Origin of the sequence: Rhodococcus sp. 06-1460-1B (genome assembly GCF_002258475.1) — a bacterium.
GTDB lineage: Bacteria > Actinomycetota > Actinomycetes > Mycobacteriales > Mycobacteriaceae > Rhodococcoides > Rhodococcoides fascians.
On record NZ_NOYS01000019.1, the window covers coordinates 387,647 to 410,793 of the forward strand.

Genomic DNA, 23,147 nt, shown 5'->3' on the forward strand with positions numbered 1-23,147 from the left:
GTAGCGGCGCAAACGCGCGCGCGTTTGTCAGATGCGCGCGAATTCTGCGGATTACTTAGGCGATTTCGCGCGCGTTCGGCAAATGCGCGCGCGTTTGCTCCCGACTTGATGTAATTCGCACGCTGCCTCGCGGTGGCGGCAAGGCAGCGGCCCGTTCTACAGCTCGGGCAACGCGAGCCACCAACTCTGCTGGATTCGCCAGGTCCGCCCAGGTCCAGCGCACCACCGGATATCCGAGATCGCGCACCGCGTCCTCCCGTACCTTCTCCCTGAACACCACGTCGCCGGGGTTCTCATCCTGTCGTAAGTATTTGGTGTACTTGGTTTTACCGTCGAACTCGCATACGACGAGGCCATTGACCATCCAATCGATCCGTGCCACCGATCGCCCACTTCGATCCAGGATCTCCACCTGAGACTCGACGTCGAATCCAGCCTCGCGCAATATGATTCGACTCTGCGATTCCCCGGGGTTCTCACTGCGCCCGTCCATGAGGTTCACGGCTCGTCGCGCCTGCGCCACACCTTTCCAGCCCCGAGCCCGCTGCAACTCCGCGTCGAGCTCACTCTCGTCACAGCACTTCAACGCCACGTCACCTGCGATTACCGCAGACAGCAGCGTCTCGGTTCGAGCAAGGTCGACCACTGTCCGAGCCAGCGAGGTCACCGAGACACCGTCGACCGTCACGCTCGATAAGGACGGTGCACAGTGCACGGTCACAGCCGTATTCGTACGACCGCCGCCGCGGCGGTGTCGGGTGATGTGAACCTTGTTCAATCCGCCAGTGGGTAAGGGTAAACCGTGCAGCAGTGCAGCCGAACGGTGACTGACGACGTAACCACCGGACAAGATCGGCAAAACCGCATCGATCAACAGTCTGTGCCGCTCCTGTTCTGTCAGCCCGGCCAATCTCGACGAGGGAACGTAGACGCCATTCACAAAACGCTCCCAGCCACCCCGCTCATACATTGCGCGCAACTCGTGATCGGCGCTCCCGTCTGCCAGCGCCTCGGAGCGTCGAATCATTCGGTCGTCCTTCATGCTCCGAGTCTCGGCCATGCGTCGACGGAGTCGAGCTCGAAAGCTGACGACTGTGCACAACTCCGGGCTTGTGGATGAATACAGGTACCGGCGTACCAGTTCGCCTAGCTGTCAGTCCCGCAAACGCGCGCGCATTTGTCAGGTGCGCGCAGAATTGTCGACTATTCGGCCACTATTTCGCGCGCGTTCAGCAAGTGCGCGCGCGTTTGCGAAGCAGACGGAGCCGAAACAGGTGGACGAGCAAACGAGGCCGCACCGAACGAAGCGCAGCTGCACCACCAGAAGAACCGGCTCGGCAAAGCGTCGCTGGCCGACTTCACGAGACCGATCCGACAAACGCGCGCGCATTTGTCAGATGCGCGCAGAATTGCCCACGATTGGGCCACTATTTCGCGCGCGTTCAGCAAGTGCGCGCGCGTTTGCGAAAACCGGAGGGCGAACCGAACAGGCCGAAGGTGGGCGGACAGGGCCGAACCGGAGGGCGAACCGAACAGGCCGAAGGTGGGCGGACAGGGCCGAACCCGTGGGCGGGCCGAACAGGCCGAAGGGGGCCGAACCAAGTCGAACAGCGGTTACTGCTGAAGTTTGCGGAACTTGCTGCCGTGGAAGACGATTGGATTGACTTCACTCTGCACTTCGAGGGAATGGATGCGTAGCAACACTATTGCGTGATCGCCCGCGGGGATTTGTTGCTCGACGGTGGTGTCGAGCCAGGCGGTGGCACCGACGATGAAGGCCGCGCCTCCGTCGGTGACGGTGAGGTCGAGACCGGCGAAGCGGTCACCGGTCTTCGCAGCCAGAGTGCGGACGGCATCGTTGTGTGCTTCCCCGAGCACGCTGACGCCGATGTTCGGCGCAACTTCCATCTTCGGCCACGTGGTCGACGTGTTCTGGATGCACACCGCTACCAACGGCGGATCGATCGACACCGACACGAAGCTACTGGCCGCCAAGCCCACCAGGACACCGTCGATTTTCGCAGCGATCGCCACGACGCCGCTGGGGAACTGCGCGTACGCCTCACGAAGTGTCTGTTGATCGAGGACGGTGCGTGTGAGCGTCATGAAGGATGCTCCCTTTCGATCGTGCGGTGCCGAGCGCACCTCTACTGTTGCAACCTCGTCGCGGCGGCATTCGTTCCGGGCATACGTCTACATCCAGCAAACACCCGATCGAGCGTCGACGCCACAGTCCGAATCCGCGTGATTCGAAGTGACACGTCGAGCACAGGACGTCACTCGTCGTCGTTCGGGCGCGGGGGGTCGTCGGGTTCGGGGGTCGGAGCCGGACGATCGGGCTGGACGCATTTCACGATCGGGATGGGGTCGTATTTCACGGTTCTGGTGTTGCGCGAGATCTCCCTGCCCGACGCGGCGTCGCTGATCACCCGGGTGTCACTGGCGGTGAATCCTGGTCCCCCGCCGGACGCGACGCAGCCGGCACCGGCCGGCAATGTCACGGTATTGGGCGAGGTGGGCCGCGTCCGCGGCCCGGTGATCGACTCGACGTCGACGGTTTTGGTACCCCACAGCCGGACGGTGACGCTCGACGAATCCGCGAACGACTCGATCACCACGCCGGTGTCGTTGGGGTTGGTGAACTTCAGGTCGATGGCACCTTCGAAGACCGTCGCCTCCCGGGCCTCGGGGTATCGACTGATGTAGTAGCTGTGCTCGGTGTGGTCGGTGTCTTCCATGCCCGCGAAGTACGACGCGTTGTACAGCGTCGTCGCGAATTGGCTGATGCCGCCGCCGACGGCACGATCGGGTCGACCGTTGTCGATGATTCCCGATTCGACGAAGCCTTGAGCGGTCCCGCGCGGACCGGTGTACCCGTTGAGCGAGAACGTCTCCTTCGGCTTGACCAGCGCGCCGTTGACGATCTGCGCGGTGAGCCCGATGTTCACGCCCGACGCGTACTCGAAACCTCCGGTCGTGTACTCCGCGACCACCTCTCGCACGCCGAGATTTTCAGCCGCTTCGGTGGTGAGGGCAGGCGGCGCCGGTTCGTAGACGGCCTCGGTCGAGCGCGGACCGTCCGCAGCCAGCAGGGCGGGAAGCTGCTCGAGGGTCTTGTTCCACTCGACGAGCTCACCCATCACTCCGGGAACGACGGTAGGAGCTCCGCCGGAGAACGTGAACGACGCGTCCTTGGGCGGAACTTCGGTGCGGACCAGTTGCGGAGCGAGAATGCCGGTGGCGATACCGGTGTCGTAGATCGGCGTGAGGCCGCCCTGCCCGTCCGGATCGAAGCGCAGCACCTCACCCACACGGTCCACCGGCAACGTTGCATCGACGTTCTGGCGGCCTTCGATGACCACCGGCTCCGAGACCGCGGGCGCCGCGACGTTGGACAGTGCCTGATCGACCGCATCCTGCGTCACGGTGACAGGGGTGGATTCGTACACGACCTCGGTCGCACCCGTCGACCACTCGGTCTGCAGATTTCGACGCGTCCCGTCGGCGTCCAGAACTCGCCCGGCCAGCGGTTCGACGGCTACCGGGGTGGCACCTTCGAAGACGACGTCGCCTTCGACGGGCGCACGGTCCGTCTCCGCTCGCAGGCCGTCGATGGCGACCGAGAGTGCCTGCTCGTCGGTGGTGGAGACGACGCCGATCTCCCGGCTTCCGAACAGCGACGTCAGACGCGTGATCGGGTTGATGGGCTGCGTACCCGCGCGATCGAGCGTCGCGTTCCAATCGACTCCCAGCCCGGCCGCGGCAGGCAACACCTCGACCTGCCGGTCGTCGATGCCCACCTGAATCGGCTCCTCCGCCCGAGGTCCCAATTCGGCACGCAGTACGGCCTCGGCGTCGGAATGACTCTTGCCGCCTACCTCGATACCGGCGACGGCCACACCGCGCGGAACCCGATCGCTGGAGGCAATCCAGTCCGCCGCGTACAGCAACCCGAGGACGGCAACCACCGCGCCGGTACCGATGGCAATCTTCTTCCACGGCGGCGTGGACCCGGATGCGTCGTGCTCCGCCGAACCGTTCTCAGGAGGAGTAAAGGGAGGTTCGGCCGGTGGCTGAGGTTGCCCGGCGTCAGAAGAGGACGGTAGAACAACGGGCTGCGCCACCGTCGGCGATTCGTCTGCCACCGGTGCGGGCTGCGCGTCCGCGCCGGGTGCAGCGGACTCGGCCTCGTGGATCTGGTCGACGTCCGGATCACCGGGGGTACCGAGGTCGGCGACCGGCTCGGATCGGTCGACCTCGGCGGTGCCATCGGCTTCGGTTCCCTCGGCCTGCGTCAGCTCGGAATCGTTCGAGTCGGCATCGTTCGCATCGGATTCGTTCGCGTCGGATTCCGTGGCGTCCTGGCCCTCAGAGACCGGCTGCTCTGCGTGCTTCGGCGCCTCGGCGTCGTCGCGGATGGCCCCGAACACCTCGGTCGGCGTGTCGTACGGCGGTACGTCGGGGCGGGGCTCGGCACCCTTCGGCGCGTCACCCGACCTACTGTTGCCCTCGCTCACATTCGACCCTTCCAGGACCGTCGATTCATATTCCGGCCTGCTGCGCGGCGTACCCCGCGGACGAGCTTACGCAAACCGCACAGCACCGCTCGTTCCGAGACCCTCGCGTGCGCCGTACGCAAAAGGCCCCGCACTGCTGCCGGGTCGGGGGTCAGGCAGCAGTACGGAGCCACACGGAATATATGCAGACTTCAACCACTCGTTACAGCGAGTTCGGAATTGCCATCGTCATTTCATTCGATTGAATGAACCGTGGGTCGTCGAACCGTCGTCCTGCTCCACGGCCCGCGCCCAATGTCCCGTCCTGACCAGCGCAAGAGTGAGCAGAAGCCGGTCGCGTGCATCGGTCAGATCACGCCCGGTCAACTCCTCGATCCGACGCACCCTGTAGATGACGGTGTTGCGATGGCAGTAGAGCGCCTTCGCAGCGTTGGTGGGCGAACCGTCCGAAGCGAGCATGTGCGCCAACGTGTCGAGCAACGTTTCTCGGTGCGGTTCCGGATGCGTGAACAGCGCGCCGAGCGCATGGCGAACCAGCAGTTCCGACGACTGATCGTCGGCGGCCATGATCACCCTCGGCAGTCGGTCCGTCGCCAACGCGACGCCACTGTCTTCGGTGATGGTCTCGGCCGTCAGTGCCGCCAGGCGATACGCCGCCGCGAACGACGCCACGCCCTCGGGCGAATGCGCGACACCGACCGGGCCGACCGCCCGCGCGGAAAGGGCGTCGATGACCGATCTCCACGATCCGGTCCCGAGTGCCACGAGCGCGAATTGGTGCCCGTCCCGAGTGTTCCAGTGGGACACTGCGCCGATCTGGTCCATCGCGTCCTCGGGCGCGGGGAGCGGAGGCGACCCCTGATCGTCGAGCGGGCCGACCACGCAAGCGATCTGCTGTGAGGCCGAAAGGCCGAGGGTCGCGCGGGCCTCGATCACGAAAGCAGGATCACCGCCTCGGCCCGACCGGAGACCGTCCAAGATCACCAGCACATTGGCGAGATCACGCTGCTGCATACGCGCGCTCTCCTGGCGGTACGCCTCGACGAGAGTTTCGTACTGACTGTCCAGCGCTCTCCACAACTGCTGGCCGGCGACGAGCAGGAGATGCTCGTCGATCACGGATCTGCATTGTTCACGCTCGAGCATCAGCTCTTCCCACAGCGTCCGACTCCCGAGCGTGTACGCCTTCAGCACCAACTCCATCGGAATGCCCTGGCGCGCACGCTCTCTCCCGGTGCGACGCCATACCTCTCGGGCGTTGTCGCCCGCGGCCGCAAGACCGGACAGCGTGCGTAGGCCCTGGCTGATATGCGCGCGAGTACTGCGACGAATTTCGCCGGCGATGTCAGGAGTGGTGCTTGCCAGGTATGCGGGTTCCTGCTCTATCAGCGCCAGCGTGATCGAGTCGGCGATCGCATCCGCCCGCGGCAACAGCGCGGCCCACGCACCGCGAATCTTCTCCTGGTCGGAGGGCTTCACAGCGCCGCGCGCAGCGGATTGCGACGTAGCGCGTCGCACCCCGGGAGAAGCCATCCGCCCATTTTTGCGCACAGAGCCCACATCACAGGGTGATTTGACCGTTACTGGTGCCCAGACACCCAAACATTCTGTGCGGAGCGCCCATACCGCGCGTTGTGCTGGACGCCCCATAGTGGACCCAACAGATTGTGAGGTGCATCACTTGAACTCTCTCGACACGATGGATCCGGTCCTCACCATGACGGACGTCGACGTGTCCTTCGGCGGCATCGTCGCGCTCTCCGGAGTGACCATCGAGGTACGACCCGGCGAAGTCCTCGGCGTCATCGGACCCAATGGGGCAGGCAAAACCACACTCTTCAACGTCGCGTGCGGTCTCGTTCGACCCCAATCGGGAACCCTCGGCCGACACGGCGAAACCTTGAGCCGCCTGCGCCCACACGACCTGCCCCGGCTCGGCATGAGCCGAACGCTGCAGGGACTGGGACTGTTCGATCGAATGACCGTGCTGGACAACGTCATGGTCGGGGCCGACCGAACGGCACGCACCGGAATCCTCAGCGGCCTCCTGGGCCTTCCCTCGAGCGCGGCCGACGACGCGGCGGTCCGCTCGACCGCGATGAACACCCTGGAACGACTGCGCATCGACGGCTACGCGCACCGGCTGCCACCGAGCCTGCCCTACGCGGTGCGCAAGCGCGTGGCCCTCGCGCGCGCACTGGTGAGCGAACCGTCGTTGATCCTGCTCGACGAACCCGCCTCGGGCCTGTCCAACGACGAAATGAGCGAACTCGGTGACGAAATCCGCTCTCTCACATCAGCAAACAAGGATTCCCAGCCGGACCGACCGGCAACATCGGTCATGCTCGTCGAACACCACATGGACCTCGTCATGACCGTGTGCGACCGGATCTACGTCCTCGACTTCGGCAAGGTCATCGCCCAAGGCACACCGGATCAGATTCGGGAGGATCCGGCCGTACTGGCCGCATATCTCGGAAACGAGGTGGCACATGACAACTGACGCGACACACCTGAAAATCACCGACCTCACCGTGCACTACGGGCCGGTCACCGCCCTCGATTCGGTGTCGATGACCGTCACCGCGGGTACGATCACCGCCGTACTCGGAGCGAACGGTGCCGGAAAGACCACGCTGCTGCGCACTGTCTCCGGCCTCCTGAAACCGACGTCGGGACGTATCGAGCTCGCCGGAGTCGACATCGTCGGCATACCTCCGGATCGCATGTCCCGTAAAGGGCTTGCACACGTGCCCGAAGGCCGGGGCGTGATCGCCGAATTGACCGTCGACGAGAATCTTCGCCTCGGCGCGTTGGGACGCAACAGAAGTCACGACGCAGTGACCCTCGATCGGATCTACGACATGTTCCCGCCGCTGACCGGACGCCGAACCTCGTCGGCGCACACGCTGTCGGGCGGAGAACGGCAGATGCTGGTGATCGGTCGAGCACTGATGGCAACGCCGTCGGTTCTCCTCCTCGACGAACCGTCGCTCGGGTTGGCACCGAAAGTCGCCGCTCAGATCTTCGAAACGCTGCGCGCACTCGTCGATTCCGAATCGATGACGGTCGTGCTCGTCGAACAGAACGCACGAAGTGCACTGTCCATCGCCGAACATGCCGTCGTCCTCGATCTGGGCAAGGTCGCGGTGGAAGGCCCGGCCGACACCTTGGCCGGGGACGACGCCCTCCGACACGCCTATCTCGGGTTCTAGAGCAAGCCGAAAGGACGCCAGCCACAGTGCAACAACTGCTCACCATCCTCATCAACGGCGTGACGACAGGCATGGTCTATGCCGCGTTCGCCCTCGCTCTCGTCCTCATCTGGCGATCGACCCGCATCGTCAACTTCGCCCAGGCACCGATGGCCATGATCACCACGTACGTCGCACTGGTCGTCATCGACGCCGGTTACTCGTACTGGTTGGGCTTCGGAGTCGCGCTGCTCAGCGGACTGTTGTTGGGAGCGTTGATCGAACGACTCGTCATTCGGTTCGTCGACAGCTCCTCGCACATCAACCCGGTGATTCTGACGCTCGGGTTGTTCATCATCATCCACGCGGTTGCGGCCATCATCTTCGGGAACCAATTTCGTTCGTTCCCAGCACCGTTCGGTCTCACCGGCCAGAAGGTCGGGGAGATCAACGTGGCCCTGACCGGATACGACGTGTTCAAGATCGTCGCCGTTCTCGTGGTCCTGGGCTTGCTGATTCTGCTGTTCCGGTTCACCGATCTGGGACTGAAGATGCGCGCCAGCGCATTCGAGCAGGAGGTGGCCAAGCTGCTCGGAGTCCGGGTGAGTCGAATGCTCACGCTCGGTTGGGCTTTGGCCGCAGTTGTCGGATCGCTGGCCGGGCTGCTCATTGCCGGCGGATCGCTGGTGCACCCCGGGTACATGGACTCGATCGTTGTCTTCGGTTTCGTCGCAGCCGTTCTCGGCGGTCTCGACAGCCCGGCAGGCGCAGTGGTCGGAGGCCTGCTGATGGGCGTCGGGCTCAGTTTCGTCAGCGGCTACCTCGGCCAGGACCTCGTGTCGAGCGCGGCGTTGATCATTCTGATCGTCGTTCTCCTCGTCCGCCCGAGCGGGTTGTTCGCCAGCGCAGCAGCCAGGAGGGTATGACGTGAACGCAACTCTCACTCGTCTCACGGCCACCCCGGTACGACGCCACTTCCTCTGCGCTGTCATCGGACTCGTCGTCATCGTGCTGGCGCTCGAATCACTGAGCACTTTCCGTCAGAGTCAGCTGACCTCGGTCGCGTACCTGGCGATCGCAGCCGGCGGATTGACCGTGCTGACCGGGCTGAGCGGACAGCTCTCGCTCGGGCACGGAGCTTTCATGGCCGTCGGTGCGTACACCGCGGCGTTGATGCTGCGGGCCAACGATTCCGGATGGTCGGTGCCCCTCGTACTGCTGGCCGCCACCGTGATCTCTGCGCTGGTGGGCGTGGTCGTGGGAGTGGCCGCCGCCCGACTGCACGGCCCGTACCTGGCCGGTGCGACGCTGGCCTTGGCCGTCGCCGTACCGGGACTGGCCCTGTACTTCTCGGACTACCTCGGCGGTGAACAGGGTCTCGTCGTCCCGGCTCCGAAAGTGCCGGACCTGATCGACGACATGATGTTCTTCGTCACCGGAAACGAGCTCAGCGGAACCAAATTCGTCGCTTACGTCAGCTGGGTGCTGCTCGTCGTCGTGTTCTTTCTGTTGGCGAACGTCTCGTCGAGCCGGATCGGCCGTCGCTGGCGGGCCGTTCGGGACGACGAAGTAGCCGCCGAGCTGTCCGGGATCGATCTCGGGCGCGCACGCATCCTGGCGTTCGTCGTCAGCGCCGCATGTGCGGGCGCGGGAGGTGCCGTCCTCGCGATGTCGGCGCGGATCGCGGCCCCGAGCGGGTTCACGCTGACGCTCTCCCTGACATTGCTCTCCGCCGTCGTCATCGGCGGGCTCGGCACCCTGTCCGGGGCACTGATCGGGGCGCTGCTGCTCACCTACATCCCACCGGTGGTCACCAACCTCGGGCTCGATCTGGGGCTGAGCAGTCTGCAATCCGCCGAACTCGCACCACTGGTGACCGGCATCTTCACCGTCCTGGTCATCCTGTTCGCCCCACTGGGTCTGGTGGGCACGTTTCGAAGGTTGCGTTCAACCAGAAAAGAGATGAAATGAAGAAGTTCGGATCGGTGGCGGTCAGAACGACCGCACTCGTCGCCGTCGTCTCGTTGGCCGCAGCGTGCGGTGCAGGCGGTAGAGACGAGGCAACAGAATCCTCGGAAGGCTCGACGATCGGCATCACCGACACCTCGGTGAAGATCGGAGCCCACTTCCCCCTGACCGGGGTCGCCGCACCCGGGTACAGCGAAATACCCACGGGCGCAAAGGCTTACTTCGACTACGTCAATGCCGCGGGCGGGGTCAACGGCAGGCAGATCGAGTACGTCGTTCGTGACGACTCCTACGATCCGACGACCACCACCCAGGTCGTCAACGAACTCGTCCTCCAGGACGAAGTGTTCGCCGTCGTCGGTGGACTCGGCACGGCGACGCACAGCGCAGTCATCGACTTCCTGAACGAGGAGGGTGTGCCGGATCTCTTCGTCTCCTCCGGCGCGATCATGTGGGGCAACGACCCCGAGAAGTACCCGAATACCTTCGGCTGGCAGCCCGACTACCAGGTCGAGGGCAAGATCATCGGCGACTGGGTGACGAAGAACCGGCCCGACGCCAAGGTCGGGCTGTTCCTCCAGGACGACGATCTCGGCAGGGACAGCGAAGCCGCGGTACGCCAATACCTGGACGACCAGATCGTCGAGGTCGTGCGCTACACGTCCGGCAACACCGATGTCGCACCACAGATCGCGGCTCTGCAGGGTGCCGGAGCCGACCTCGTGCTCGGCTTCAACGTCCCGTCGTACACCGCACTGAGCCAACTGACCGCGATGCGGCTCAACTACGATCCCGAGTGGTTCTACAGTTCGATCGGCTCCGACGTCGACCTGGTCGGTTCTCTGCTCGGACGCTTCTCCCAGGGCGCGGTCACCAACGGTGCCCAGTCCCTCGAAGGCATGATTTCGCTGGAATACATCCCCGGCGTCGACTCCCCCGAGAATCCGTGGACGCAACTGTGGCAGAAGGTCTGGGCTCAGAACGGAACAGGTGACCCACTGACCAACTACCGCATCTACGGACTCAGCCAGGCGTACGCGTTCGTGCAGGCTCTTCAGGCGGCAGGCGAGAACCCCACCCGTGAGGGCATCGTCTCCGCGATCCAGGACGGCGGAATGGACTTCCAGGGCCCGCAGCTGGCCCCGTTCCGATACTCCGAAGAAAGCCACCTCGGAATCTCCGGAGCCAGTGTCTTCCAGATCCGTGGAGGTGTACCCGAATACCTGACTCCCGTGTTGCAGACCGACATCGGAGACTCGGCAGTGGAGGAATACACCGGGGACGAATCGACTCCGCCGGAAAGCGGCATACCCGGCTGATCGGACACGAAAAGGCACGCAGAGCGAGCTCTGCGTGCCTTTTCGACGTTGTGATCAGCAGATCCGAAAACCCCTCGTTTGCCGGATCCGCCGACCCTGTGACCCCCAGATCGTGTCCCCGTATCGGGGAGCAGCCGAAGCTGCGGTGATCAGCGCTCGATGATGGCGGTGACGCCCTGGCCACCGGCCGCGCAGATCGAGATCAGGCCGCGGCCCGAACCCTTCTCGGCCAGCATCTTCGCCAGCGATGCGACGATGCGTCCACCGGTTGCAGCGAACGGATGGCCCGCGGCGAGCGAGGATCCGTTGACGTTGAGCTTGCTGCGGTCGATGGAACCGAGCGCACCGTCGAGTCCCAGACGCTCCTTGCAGTACGCGTCGCTCTCGAACGCCTGCAGCGTCGCGAGCACCACCGAGGCGAATGCCTCGTGGATCTCGTAGTAGTCGAAGTCCTGCAGCGTCAAGCCATTACGAGCGAGCAGACGCGGAATCGCGTACGTCGGGGCCATCAGCAGGCCGTCCTTGAACGATCCGTTGCCGTGGATGTAATCGACCGCGGCGGTCTCGGAATCCACGAGGTGCGCCAGCACCGGCAGGTTGCGCTCGGCAGCCCATTCGTCGCTCGACAGCAGCGCAGCCGACGCGCCGTCGGTCAGCGGAGTCGAGTTGCCGGCCGTCATGGTGGCGTCGCCCAGCTTGGTTCCGAAGACCGGCTTGAGGGTGGCCAGCTTCTCGACGGTCGATCCCGGACGCAGGTTGTCGTCGCGGGTCAGGCCGAGGAACGGCGTCACCAGGTCGTCGAAGAATCCACGGTCGTATGCGGCCGCCATGTTGTGGTGGCTCGCTGCGGCCAGTTCGTCCTGGTCCTCGCGGCGGATGCCGAATTCCTTCGCGGTGATGGCGGCGTGATCACCCATCGACAGGCCGGTACGCGGCTCACCGTTGCGGGGGATCTCGATGCCGAGCATGCCGGGACGAACGTTGCCGAGCAGCTTGAGGCGAGCGGTGGTGCTCTTCGCCCGGTTGAGCGAGAGCAGGAACTCGCGCAGTTCGTCGTTGACGCCGATCGGAGCGTCGGACGTCGTGTCCACGCCGCCGCCGATACCGGCGTCGATCCGGCCCGAGGCGATGGCGTCGCCGACGGCGATGATCGACTGCAGACCGGTACCGCAAGCCTGCTGGATATCGAATGCCGGGGTGTACGGGCTCAGCGCGCTGCCGAGCACGACCTCGCGAGTGAGGTTGAAGTCCCGGGAGTGCTTGAGCACGGCTCCGGCTGCGACGAGGCCGAGACGCTCGCCCTGCAGACCGAAACGGGCGACGAGACCGTCGATGGTGGCGGTGAGCATGTCCTGGTTGGACGCCAGCGCGTACTTCTTGTCCGAACGCGCGAACGGAATGCGGTTGCCACCGACGATTGCGACCGGTCGTAGCTGCTTGCTTGTCACTGACGTCTCCAAACATCGTCCCCAGCATGTGGGGAATGGCCCTGGTGGAGTTTCATCTTACTGGCGAGTAAGTTGGTTGTCGACACCCGGTCGTGCGCCTCGCCCTCAGAGCGAGCAGCGCTGAATGAAAGGTACGACAGTGGCAGCCTCCAAGGGAGCCCCAGATCTCTACTCAACGTTCCTCGCGTCCGCGCCGGGAGCCTTCATCGCCAAGCAGGCCGGCCTGCCGCAGCCCGAGAAGCTGCGCCGCTACAAGGCAGGCGAGCCGCCACTGGCCGGACCGGTCCTGATCGGCGGCAGCGGCCGCCTCGTCGAGCCGCTGCGTGAGCTGCTCTCGGACTACCCGCAGTCGCAGCCGCACGACGACAAGCACGGCGGATTGGTGTTCGACGCCACCGGCATCGGTAACGTCGCCGAGCTCGAGCAGCTCTTCAAGTTCTTCCAGCCGGTCATCCGCAACCTGGCACCCTCGGCTCGCGTCGTCGTCATCGGCACCACCCCCGAAGAAACGTCGAGCGTCGACGAGCACATCGCGCAGCGCGCCCTCGAAGGCTTCACCCGCAGCGTGGGCAAAGAGGTCAAGCGCGGCGCGACGGCTCAGCTCGTCTACATCTCCCCCAACGCGTCGACCGGACTCTCCGGCCTCGAATCCACCCTGCGCTTCCTGCTGTCGGCCAAGTCCGCCTTCGTCGACGGCCAGGTCATCGTCGTCGGCGACGCCGACTCGCAGGCACCGGCCTCGTGGGACAAGCCGCTCGCCGGCAAGGTCGCCGTCGTCACCGGCGCTGCCCGCGGCATCGGTGCCACCATCGCCGAGGTTCTCGCCCGTGACGGAGCCACCGTCATCGCCGCGGACATTCCCGCAGCGGGAGAAGCACTCTCGCAGACGGCCAACAAGGTCGGCGGTACCTCGCTGGCCCTCGACGTCACCTCGCCCGACGCCGGCCAGGTCCTCTCGAAGCACCTGCTCGAGCGCCACGGCGGTGCCGACATCATCGTGCACAACGCCGGCATCACCCGCGACAAGACCCTCGCGAACATGGACGACGCCCGCTGGAACTCCGTCATCGGCGTCAATCTCGCTGCACCGCAGCGTATTACCGACGAGCTGGTGGCATCGGGCGCGCTCAAGGACGGCGGACGTGTCGTCGACGTCTCGTCCATCGCCGGTATCGCGGGCAACCGTGGCCAGACCAACTACGGCACCTCCAAGGCCGGCGTCATCGGCCTGGTGCATGCATCCGCACCGGTGCTCGCGAAGAAGAACATCACCATCAACGCGGTTGCTCCCGGCTTCATCGAGACCGCGATGACGGCGGCCATCCCGTTCGCCACCCGCGAGGCCGGACGGCGCATGAGCTCGCTGCTGCAGGGCGGCGAGACCGTCGACGTCGCGGAGTTGGTCTCCTACTTCGCTTCTCCCGCATCCAACGCCGTCACCGGGCAGGTCGTGCGCGTGTGCGGCCAGAGCCTCCTCGGCGCATGAGCACCGTCACGCTCACCGAGCAGCCGAAGACATCGCAGATCTACACCTCGGCCGCACTGGGCGCGTTGCCCTTCCTCGGGTCCAAGTCGAAGACGGTGCCCAGCACCGTGTTCGAGCTCAAGGGCCTGCGAGTGGACCAGGACAACCTGGCCGGCTACTGCCGCGCGACGGGGCTGCGATTCGGCGATCAGCTCCCGATCACCTACCCGTTCACGCTCGTGTTCCCGACAGTCATGAAACTGATGGTGTCCAAGGGCTTTCCGTTCGCCGCCATCGGTTCGGTGCACGCCGAGAACGTCATCGAGCAGTTCCGCGGCATCTCGGCATCGGAGCCGCTGGACATCCGAGTGCACGTGGAGAATCTGCGCGAGCACCGCAAGGGCTTGCTGGTCGACCTGATCAGCGAGGTCAAGGTGGGACGCGAACTGGTCTGGAAGCAGACCTCGAGCTTCCTGAGCCTGCAGAAGACCTCGCTCTCGGGTGGACCCCGTGAAACACCGCCTGCAGACGAGGTGCCGCCGCCCCCGACCCGCACCCTGCGCGTCGATCAGCGGATCATCAGCCGGTACGCGGCCATCTCCGGAGACCGCAACCCGATCCACGTATCCTCGCTCGGTGCAAAGGCTTTCGGCTTCCCGAAGACCATCGCTCACGGAATGTGGAGTGCTGCAGCGGTACTGCAGACGGTCGAAGGTCGTATCCCGGAGGCCGTGAAGTACAGCATCCGATTCGGCAAGCCGATCCTCCTGCCCGCGACGATCAACGCTTACGCCGATGCCGTCGGCACCGGCTGGGACCTGTCACTGAAGAACCCGAAGAAGGGCTACCCGCATCTGACGGGAACCCTGCGCTGAGTTAGCTCGAACTCGAAGTTATGGACGGATTTCCCCGGATTTCCGTCCATAACTTCGAGTTCGGCTGTGTAGGTGGCGGCCAGCTAGGTAGTGGCAGTTTTCTTGCCGGCGAGTCCGCGCCACGCCAGATTTTCCAGGAGGTCCGCTGCCGCGTCGACCTCGATTTCTCCGCCTGCCACGCGGTCGGCCACAGCCTCACCGGCCCCGACCAGCGCCACGGCCATCAGCCCGAAGTTCTGTGACTGTTCCGGGTCTCGGGTACTCATCGCCAGCAAGCCGGCCGTCAGCTCGATCAACCGGTCTCGGCTGCTCTGCACCTGCGAGGCAAAAGCCTGCTGACCGATCGCCTGGCGGTAGAGCACCATCCACGACTTTCGGTTCTCGCCGACGAAGCCGAGGAAACCGACCAGCGCGCGGCGCAGTTGTTCGCGCGGCGTCAGGGTCGGGTCTGCCGCGGGCGTCAGGGCCTCGACGAACTTGAGGCCCTCACGATGGATGCACGCCGCGAACAGCTCGTCCTTCGAGCCGTAGTACAGATAGAGCATCGGCTTGGAGATGGCCGCCTTCTTGGCGATCGAATCCATCGATGTCTCGTGAAACCCGTTGTCGGAGAACACATCCACTGCCGCGTCGAGCATCTGCTGCTCGCGGACGGCGCGGGGCAGTCTCTTGGTGCCGCCAGCCATGGATCCTCCAATACGTACGAAGCACTAGACGTTACTCCACAGTAAGGTCGAGCGACGACCGATCAGGCTCCGCACGCCCCTTTGAACCGCGCAACCGTCGCCGCTGCCTCGTCCACCTGGGCTGCGGGAAGGCGTCCCGTCGCCACTGCGTCCTCCAGATTGTCCAACACCGCCGGCACCTGATCGGTGGTCAGCCACAACGCCACGTCGGCTCCGGCCACCAACGCCGACTCGACCGCGTCGACGATCCCGAGCCGGGCCGTGATCGCCGCCATGCCGCTGAGGTCGTCGGTGAAGATCGGACCGTCGAAGGGCTTCGCTCCGTATCCGACGCCGTCGCGCAGCAACGCCATGGCCGCAGGGCTGATGCTGGCGGGAACACCGGGGTCGGTCAGTCCTGGCACGTCGAGGTGGCCGACCATGACGCCCACTCCGGTGGTGTCGAGCGCGGCGAACGGCAGCAGATCCTTGGCTTTCAGCTCGTCGAGCGGCGGCGTGGTGACGGCCCCGGTGTGCGAGTCACCCGAACCCGAGCCGTGCCCGGGAAAGTGCTTGATGACCGGCTCGACACCCGCATCCTTCAACCCCTTCGCGTACGCCCCCGCGTACTCGATGACGACCTGCGGATCGTCGGAGAACGAGCGGTCGCCGATGACGGAATCATCGGGCTGAGCACTGACGTCGACAACCGGCGCGAAGTCGACGGTGACGCCGAGATCCTTCAGTCCCCGGCCTCGCGTCAAGGCCTCCTGATACGCCTCGTCCACCGACATCGTCTGCGCCAGTTCCCGCGCCGACGGTGCCGCACCCAACAGATCGGCAACCCGCGACACGCGTCCGCCTTCTTCGTCGATCGTCACCATCGGTGCCACCGCGGACGCGTCGAGCACCTGCGGAACCTCACGGTTGCCGAGCATCGACTCGTCGGTCCAGCTGCCGACGAAGATCCCGCCCACCTGCTCGGTGGACATGATCCGAATCGCGTCCTGCGTTCCGGTGACGCCCACGGTGAGCAATTGAGCGAGACGTTGCCGCTCGGTCAGACCGTCGACGAAGGTGACACACGCGTCGGCCGGCGGAGGCGTCGACTGCGGGACCGTCGTCTGCGGTGCGGTCGTCGTCGAGGACGGGGCCGATTGCGTCGAGGCCACCTGCGACGATTCACTGGAACACGAGACGAGCAACCCCACCCCGACCGTCAGTGCTGCAGCGGACCGAACCGAAAACCGAAGTCGCATGGAATACGACGGTAGCCGAGAAGTTGCGTGTTGCTGACCGCCCTCCGGTTGGGATCAATGCGACTTCGTTGCACTCCGAGCGACCGAAACCCACATTGATCCATGGCAGGGGCGGGGTAATCTGGACGAAAGCGACATGAGGAGAATCACCACCATGACTGCTGACCTCATACTCATTGCCTACGACGGTTCCGACAACGCCAAACGAGCCATCGACTATGCGGGACGGTTTCTCACCACCTCCCGTGCGATCGTCGTCACGGCCTGGGAACCGATGGTGCGTCAAGCAGCGCGGATGTCGGGTCTGTCGGGTGTCATGCAGCCCGAGTGGGTGCCGGACGACGAGGCCGAGGACGTCGCTCTCACCGATGCGAAGGTGACCAACAGCGAGGGCGTCGCCCTGGCCGAGGCCGCAGGCCTGAAGGTGGAAGGTCAGTGCACCGAATGCACCACCGCCATCTGGAGCGCGATCGTGGAGAAGGCCGACGAGATGAACGTCGACATCATCGTCACCGGCACCAGAGGCACCACGGGGCTGCGGGCCCTACTGCAGAGCTCGGTGGCCGAGCACGTGCTGCGGCACAGCCATCGACCCGTGCTGATCGTTCCTCCCGGAAAGTAACGCGTCCACCGGCCGGTTCACAGGGTGCAGGTGATACCGTGATGCCCGCGTGGGGGACAACCTCGCCCACTGCTTCACTGAGCCGACTGACTGGAGAACCGAGATGAAGTTCGCTGTCCCGGGTGTCATTGCCGCCGTCGTCGGAGCCGTACTGGGTGCCGGGGTCGTATTCGGAGTCACCGCCGGTGCAGCAGACAACTCTCGGCCGGACATCGATCGCACCGGAAACGCCGACTCGTCCTTGCTGAACCAGGTTGAGTACGGCAGCCGCTGACGCTGGTCGCTCACGTGGATCGTTGATCTCGGCCGAGCCGCTCGGTCGGATTTGGCTCTTCGGAGTCTCCGCTCTCGCATTCCTGCTCACGTTTCTGCAGGTCCCGGGCTTCACCGTCGCCGATACCAAGTACGACCTGGCGCAGAACCCTCTCGGATTTCTCGAACGCGCCTCGCATCAGTGGAACAGCGCCGCACCGCTGGGCCAGGTTCAGAATCAGGCCTACGGCTACTTCTTCCCGCACGGAGCGTTCTTCGCCGGCGGTGATCTGCTGTCGATCCCACCGTGGATCACGCAGCGCATCTGGTGGGCGCTGCTACTCGTCGCCGGCTTCTGGGGAATCGTCCGGCTCGCCGAGGCACTCGGTGTCGGCAGTCGCACTTCCCGTCTGATCGCAGCGACAGCATTCGTGCTGTCCCCCAGGGTGATCACCACTCTGGCGTCGATCTCCTCGGAGACGATGCCGATGATGCTCGCGCCGTGGGTGCTCGTTCCCATCGTTCGTTGCCTGAACAGTCGGTCCGCAACAAACACGGTTCGGCGTGCGGCGGCACAATCGGCGCTGGCCGTGGCGTTGATGGGCGCGGTCAATGCCGTCGCGACAGCCGCCGCCGTTCTGGTGGCCGTCATCTGGCTGCTGTGCCATCGGCCGAACCGCCGCTGGCTGGTGTTCGCGGCCTGGTGGACCGGCTTTCTGGTGCTGGCGACACTGTGGTGGATCGTCCCACTGCTGTTGCTGGGCAAGGTCTCTCCGCCGTTTCTCGACTACATCGAGTCGTCCGGCACGACGACCCAGTGGACGTCGCTGACCGAGGTGCTGCGCGGTACCGGCAGCTGGACCCCGTTCGTCTCTCCCGAGCGGGTGGCGGGCGCCGTGCTGGTGACTCAGCCTGCTGCCGTGATCGCGACCGGCTTGATCGCGGCCGCAGGCATTGCGGGTCTGGCGATGCGCTCGATGCCGGCCCGCGGCCGATTGACGGTCATGTTGTTCGTCGGCCTCGTCGGCCTGGGCGCGGGGTTCGTCGGCGATCTCGACGGTCCGTTCGCGGCAACCGTGCGAGTGTTCCTCGATTCCGCGGGCGCGCCTCTGCGCAACATTCACAAACTAGAGCCGGTCATCCGAATCCCGTTGGTACTCGGCCTCGCTCATCTGCTGGCCCGGGTTCCACTGCCGGGTTCGGTTCCACGGCCGACGTGGCGAGCGGCCGTCGCGCATCCCGAGAAGCACCCGATGATGGCGGTGACCGCGCTGGTCCTGGTGGCGCTGACGCTCTCGACGGCGCTGGCATGGACGGGCAAGCTCGCGCCGCGCGGTGCGTACGAGGCCGTGCCGCAGAACTGGCACGACGCCGCGGATTGGCTCACCGCCCATGCCTCCGGCTCGAGTCCCGATGGTTCCGACGCACAGCGTGCACTGATCGTGCCCGGCGCACCGTTCGCTCTGCAGACTTGGGGCCTGACGCGCGACGAGCCGTTGCAGGCTCTCGCGACCACGCCCTGGGCCGTCCGAGATGCGGTGCCGCTCACGCCGCCCGGTGCCATTCGCGCCCTCGACTCGGTGCAACGACTCTTCGCCGACGGCAGGCCGTCGACCGGCTTGGCCGACACCCTTGTGGGACAGGGCATCAGCTACGTCGTCGTGCGCAACGACCTGGATCCGGAGGATTCGCGGTCCACCCGACCGGCGTCCGTCCACCGCGTGCTCGACGGTTCGCCGGGGCTCGAGAAGGTGGCAGAGTTCGGCGAGGACGTGGCCCCCGGTCAGGTGGACGGGGTGGTTCTGGACGGCGATCTACGGCCTCCGTATCCGGCCGTAGAGATCTACGCGGTCGATGCCGCAGCGGACGTACCTGCCTCCGGTCCGTACACGGTCGATGTGGATCGAGTGCCGGTGGTGCAGGGCGGCCCCGAGTCGATTCTGCGATCGAACGAGTTGCGCAACAACGGTGTTCGCCTGCCCGTTCCGGCCGGACCGACGCTGTTGGCGTCGGATGCAGCTGCTGCCGGCCTGCCCATCGATTCGGTGACGGTGACCGACACACCGATGAATCGCGAGACCGACTTCGGTCAGGTGGACAATCACAACTCCGCGTTGCGGGCCGCCGACGAGCCCCGTCGTTCGCTCAACGAGGTGCCCGATTATCCGGTGTACGGGGCGCAGACCGTGGACGCCGAGTGGGAAGGCGCGACGTTGACCGCGTCGAGTTCGGCGTCGGACGCGACTCAGATCGGGGGCAGTGTGCCCGGCAGCGGGGTAGCGGCCGCAGTGGACGGCGACCTGGCCACCGGTTGGATCAGCAACGGCATCGAACGCGCTGTGGGGCAATGGCTTCAACTCGATTTCGATACTCCGGTGCGCGGCGGGCTGCTGCACATGCGGACCAGCCCGGGAACGATCGGAGACCCGGTCAAGTGGGTCGAGGTCACCACTCCGAACGGCTCGACGGCGGCCCGGGTGGACAAGCCGGGAGACCCGATGACGGTGTCGCTGCCCGGTGGGGAAACTCCGTGGCTGCGCATCACCGCGAAGTCGACGGTGGACGGCACCCGGGGCAGTCAGTTCGGCATCAGCGAGGTGTCGGTGGACGACTACTCCGATCGAGACAACCCCAAGCCGGTCTCCATCGTGCATCGCGCGGTGTTGCCGCCCACTCCTGCGGGCGCGAGCGTCGACGCGTGGGAGCTGGGCCAGGAATTTCCCGGCCGCTCCGGTTGCCTGGACACCGACGATCGAATCCGCTGCAGCAGTGGACTGTCCAAGTCGCCGGAGGAACTGGGCCGCTTCTCGCGCACGATCGACGTCCCGATGGGCACCGCGGTGATCCCCGAGCTGACGGTGCGCACGCGGCAGTCCCCCGAGCTCGAGGCCCTGCTGGCCCAGCCCGGCCGACCGCTGGCGAGCGGGGCGTCCGACGTCGCGGACCTCGACGGTTCGGCCTTCGCCGCCACCGACGGCGACCCGCGTACGTCGTGGACCGCACCGGAGAAGTCGATCACCGATCGAGCCGGCACCGACCCCACTCTCACCATCCAATTGCCCGCTCCGACACTGGTGGACGGCCTCGAGCTGAGCCCCAGCCTCGGCGCATTGCCTGCCCACCCCACGCGGGTGGCAGTGAACCTGGGCAACGGTCCGATGGTGCGCGATGTGGATACCGACGGTTCGACGACACTCGCGTTGGCACCGTACGTGACCGACAGGATCGTGCTGTCCATCGTCGACTGGGACGGCGTACTCGACCGAAACTCGTTGGGCTTCATCCAATCTCAACCGCCCGGATTTGCCGAGGTCACACCGTTGTCCGCCGGTGAGCCGATCGGGCCGCCGTACGACGGTGACCGGCAGATCACGGTCGACTGCTTCGACGGACCCCTGGTGTCCATCGCGGGGCAGACGGTGCGCACCTCGGTGACGGCGACCGCAGACCAATTCCGTTCCGGCGCAGCTCTACCCGCATCGGTCTGCGACGCGGACATCCCGGTGAACGACAACTTCGTCAATCCCGTGTCGCTCCCCGAGGGACGCCAGGACATCGTCGTCGAACCCGGAGCGTCGTTCTTCGTCGACGGGCTTCGACTGCGCACCATGCCCATTCCGGCGTTGTGGCCGGACACGTCTGCACCGCAGGCGGCGCGCACCACAGCATGGAGCCCCGATCACCGCGAAGTGACCCTCACCTCGAGCACCTCGGATCGCCTGCTCGTCATCCCCGAAAGCAACAACAGTGGCTGGCGGGCAACGACACCCGGAGGGACCGAACTGACCCCGGTGGTCGTCGACGGCTGGCAGCAGGCCTGGATCGTCCCGGCCGGGGCGTCGGGCACGGTGTCGTTGGATTTCACCACCGACCGCTGGTATCGACTCGGGATCTTCGGCGGACTACTGCTGTTGATTCCGCTGCTGATCGCGGCGCTGCGACGGCCTCGCGGCGTCGTCGATCCAGGCCCCGCGCCCAGGCCCTGGCGTAGCACTCCGGTGGCGTTCGCGGCGCTGCTCGGCGCGGCGATCGTGCTGGCAGGCGTCGTCGGAGCGATCTCGGTGCTGGTTCTCGGTGTCGGCTCGGCGCTGCTGAACCGCCGTTACGGGTCGGAGCTCACGTCTCGCGTATCGGTGTGCGCAGCAGGAGGATTCGCCCTGCTGGGAGCAGCGCTGCTCTCGCTCGGGCCGTGGCGGTCGGCCGACGGATATGTGGGCGGGTCCTACGCGGTGCAGCTGGCCTCGTTGATCGGCATCGTCGCGTTGGCCGTCAGCGCGATGCGGAAGCCGTGACCGCCTTCTTCGGCGCGAACCTGCGCCGGGCCGGCACTTCCACCAGCGCATAGCTCGCGGCAGCGACCGGAATCGACAGCGCCAGGGTCACCGTCAGCACGAACCACATGTCGCCCGAGAAGGGGACGATGCCGAACACCGGGAACACGACGGCGAGCACGGCCAGATGCCAGATGAAGATCCCGTACGACCAGCGGCCGAGGGTCAGCATCACCGGATGCTCGAACACCCGATGCCTGCGGCCGGAATCGGCCAGCACCAACGGCGAGAGCATCGCGAACGCCAGCACGGCACCGAAGACGATCTTGAGCTCGAACTGCCACGGCTCGGGCCGCACCAATCCCTGTGGGCCCGCCAGCGGCGTCGCCGACAGAACGAATGCCGTCACCGCGATCGCGGGCATCACCCATGTGCGACGCGCCCAACGATGCACCCACATCTGCGGACCGACCGATACTTCGGCAAGCACCATGCCGGCGGCGAACCACGGGAAGTAGCCGGGCAACCAGTTGTCGTGATGGATGGCTTCCGGTGTCGCGATCGGAATGAACGCCCAGGAGAGCGTCACCGCGGACGCAGCGAGCAGAACCCACACTCGGTACCTCGCCGACGATCCTCGAAGCCGAATCATCAGCCAGGCGAACAGCGGCAGCAACAGATAGAACGCCACTTCGACCGACAACGACCACATCTGCGTCATGCCCTCGGTCAGTGTCAACGGTACGAACACCTGGGTCAGCGACAGGTTGGCCAGCCACACCCGATAGTCCCCGCCTGCGTGCGGAAGAAACAGCAGGACGAGCACCGTGACCACCCAGTAGGCGGGCAGGATGCGCACTGCGCGTGACCAGAAGTAGCGGCGAGTGGGCTGCGCCTGCGTGAGTCCGCGGGCCTGCGCGGCATGCGGGCGCCACAGCAGAAATCCCGACAGCGCGAAGAAGATCGCCACCGTGAGATCGAATCGGCCCCAGACTCGGCCCATCAGCGGGGAATTGGCGGCCCCGGTCTGGAATGCGACGTGGGTGACGACGATGCCGAGCGCGGCAACTGCCCGCATCCCCTCCAGAGCGGGCACGAAGGCACGCAACGGTACGACGGACGCCGAGTGGACTCGAGTGCTCATGGTGGCTCAAGTGTGCCGTGTCGAACCGGCATGGACGAGACCGGTGCCACTGTCGACTGTTACTGTCACCTGCGACGTGTCGTAAGAAATCGGGCAGCGCATCGGGGAATTCGTACGATCCCGCCTGCGGTGTCTTCCAGTGAAGCGG

General features: G+C 65.5%; 18 protein-coding genes. 10 read left to right on the top strand and 8 right to left on the bottom strand.

The genetic code is table 11. The features are described 5' to 3' along the window. Positions 1–55: 55 nt before the first annotated feature. The 4 genes from CH268_RS10035 to CH268_RS10050 form a co-directional block, all read right to left on the bottom strand. Positions 56–1,042, bottom strand: coding sequence for a hypothetical protein (locus CH268_RS10035; protein ID WP_141215124.1), 987 nt, complete (start codon positions 1,040–1,042; stop codon positions 56–58). Between the two features lie 572 nt (positions 1,043–1,614). Then, positions 1,615–2,106, bottom strand: a complete 492-nt coding sequence (locus tag CH268_RS10040; RefSeq protein WP_094663671.1) for a flavin reductase family protein — start codon at positions 2,104–2,106, stop codon at positions 1,615–1,617. A 170-nt stretch (positions 2,107–2,276) separates the two neighbouring features. Continuing rightward, positions 2,277–4,517, bottom strand: coding sequence for a VanW family protein (locus CH268_RS10045; RefSeq protein WP_094663673.1), 2,241 nt, complete (start codon positions 4,515–4,517; stop codon positions 2,277–2,279). A gap of 228 nt (positions 4,518–4,745) precedes the next feature. After that, on the bottom strand, positions 4,746–6,050 hold the full coding sequence (locus CH268_RS10050; RefSeq protein WP_303396372.1) for a PucR family transcriptional regulator: 1,305 nt from the start codon (positions 6,048–6,050) through the stop codon (positions 4,746–4,748). A 184-nt stretch (positions 6,051–6,234) separates the two neighbouring features. On the opposite strand from CH268_RS10050, the gene CH268_RS10055 reads away from it, so the two are divergent. The 5 genes from CH268_RS10055 to CH268_RS10075 are packed head-to-tail and all read left to right on the top strand — an operon-like array spanning position 6,235 to position 10,998. Then, positions 6,235–7,020, top strand: a complete 786-nt coding sequence (locus CH268_RS10055) for an ABC transporter ATP-binding protein (RefSeq protein WP_052054970.1) — start codon at positions 6,235–6,237, stop codon at positions 7,018–7,020. Then, positions 7,010–7,732, top strand: a complete 723-nt coding sequence (locus CH268_RS10060; RefSeq protein ID WP_027495389.1) for an ABC transporter ATP-binding protein — start codon at positions 7,010–7,012, stop codon at positions 7,730–7,732. The genes CH268_RS10055 and CH268_RS10060 overlap by 11 nt, the downstream gene beginning before the upstream one ends. A 26-nt stretch (positions 7,733–7,758) precedes the next feature. After that, positions 7,759–8,637, top strand: a complete 879-nt coding sequence (locus CH268_RS10065) for a branched-chain amino acid ABC transporter permease (protein WP_032374817.1) — start codon at positions 7,759–7,761, stop codon at positions 8,635–8,637. A gap of 1 nt (position 8,638) precedes the next feature. Further along, a complete protein-coding gene (locus CH268_RS10070; protein ID WP_045841045.1) occupies positions 8,639–9,682 on the top strand; it encodes a branched-chain amino acid ABC transporter permease in 1,044 nt (347 codons plus the stop codon). Continuing rightward, complete coding sequence (locus tag CH268_RS10075; protein WP_032369487.1) at positions 9,679–10,998, top strand: ABC transporter substrate-binding protein; 1,320 nt, start codon at positions 9,679–9,681, stop codon at positions 10,996–10,998. The genes CH268_RS10070 and CH268_RS10075 overlap by 4 nt, the downstream gene beginning before the upstream one ends. Before the next feature lie 149 nt (positions 10,999–11,147). Here CH268_RS10075 and CH268_RS10080 read toward each other — a convergent pair whose 3' ends face one another. After that, complete coding sequence (locus CH268_RS10080) at positions 11,148–12,446, bottom strand: acetyl-CoA C-acetyltransferase (RefSeq protein WP_032374814.1); 1,299 nt, start codon at positions 12,444–12,446, stop codon at positions 11,148–11,150. A gap of 139 nt (positions 12,447–12,585) precedes the next feature. Here CH268_RS10080 and CH268_RS10085 point away from each other — a divergent pair, with 139 nt between their 5' ends. After that, positions 12,586–13,932, top strand: a complete 1,347-nt coding sequence (locus CH268_RS10085) for a 3-oxoacyl-ACP reductase (RefSeq protein ID WP_063216413.1) — start codon at positions 12,586–12,588, stop codon at positions 13,930–13,932. Next, positions 13,929–14,786: a MaoC/PaaZ C-terminal domain-containing protein gene (locus tag CH268_RS10090; RefSeq protein WP_094663675.1), complete on the top strand. Its 858-nt coding sequence runs from the start codon at positions 13,929–13,931 to the stop codon at positions 14,784–14,786. Before CH268_RS10085 ends, CH268_RS10090 begins: the two co-directional genes overlap by 4 nt. Before the next feature lie 83 nt (positions 14,787–14,869). Here CH268_RS10090 and CH268_RS10095 read toward each other — a convergent pair whose 3' ends face one another. Together CH268_RS10095 and CH268_RS10100 are read right to left on the bottom strand one after the other, a co-directional pair. Next, positions 14,870–15,472: a TetR/AcrR family transcriptional regulator gene (locus CH268_RS10095; protein ID WP_027495382.1), complete on the bottom strand. Its 603-nt coding sequence runs from the start codon at positions 15,470–15,472 to the stop codon at positions 14,870–14,872. Between the two features lie 62 nt (positions 15,473–15,534). After that, on the bottom strand, positions 15,535–16,710 hold the full coding sequence (locus CH268_RS10100; protein WP_027495381.1) for a glycoside hydrolase family 3 N-terminal domain-containing protein: 1,176 nt from the start codon (positions 16,708–16,710) through the stop codon (positions 15,535–15,537). A gap of 154 nt (positions 16,711–16,864) precedes the next feature. Between CH268_RS10100 and CH268_RS10105 the strand changes: the two genes are divergently transcribed. The 3 genes from CH268_RS10105 to CH268_RS10115 all read left to right on the top strand — a co-directional run bounded on the left by CH268_RS10105 (position 16,865) and on the right by CH268_RS10115 (position 21,876). Then, positions 16,865–17,332: a universal stress protein gene (locus tag CH268_RS10105; RefSeq protein ID WP_027495380.1), complete on the top strand. Its 468-nt coding sequence runs from the start codon at positions 16,865–16,867 to the stop codon at positions 17,330–17,332. A 103-nt stretch (positions 17,333–17,435) separates the two neighbouring features. Continuing rightward, positions 17,436–17,606, top strand: coding sequence for a DUF2613 domain-containing protein (locus CH268_RS10110; RefSeq protein ID WP_072692026.1), 171 nt, complete (start codon positions 17,436–17,438; stop codon positions 17,604–17,606). Positions 17,607–17,628: 22 nt separating this feature from the next. Further along, positions 17,629–21,876 carry an alpha-(1->3)-arabinofuranosyltransferase gene (locus CH268_RS10115; RefSeq protein WP_094663677.1) on the top strand — a complete coding sequence of 1,416 codons (4,248 nt, stop codon included), beginning with the start codon at positions 17,629–17,631 and terminating at the stop codon, positions 21,874–21,876. Here CH268_RS10115 and CH268_RS10120 read toward each other — a convergent pair. Next, positions 21,854–22,999, bottom strand: a complete 1,146-nt coding sequence (locus CH268_RS10120) for an acyltransferase family protein (RefSeq protein ID WP_094663679.1) — start codon at positions 22,997–22,999, stop codon at positions 21,854–21,856. The two genes, CH268_RS10115 and CH268_RS10120, sit on opposite strands and share 23 nt — an antisense overlap. Positions 23,000–23,147 lie beyond the last annotated feature (148 nt).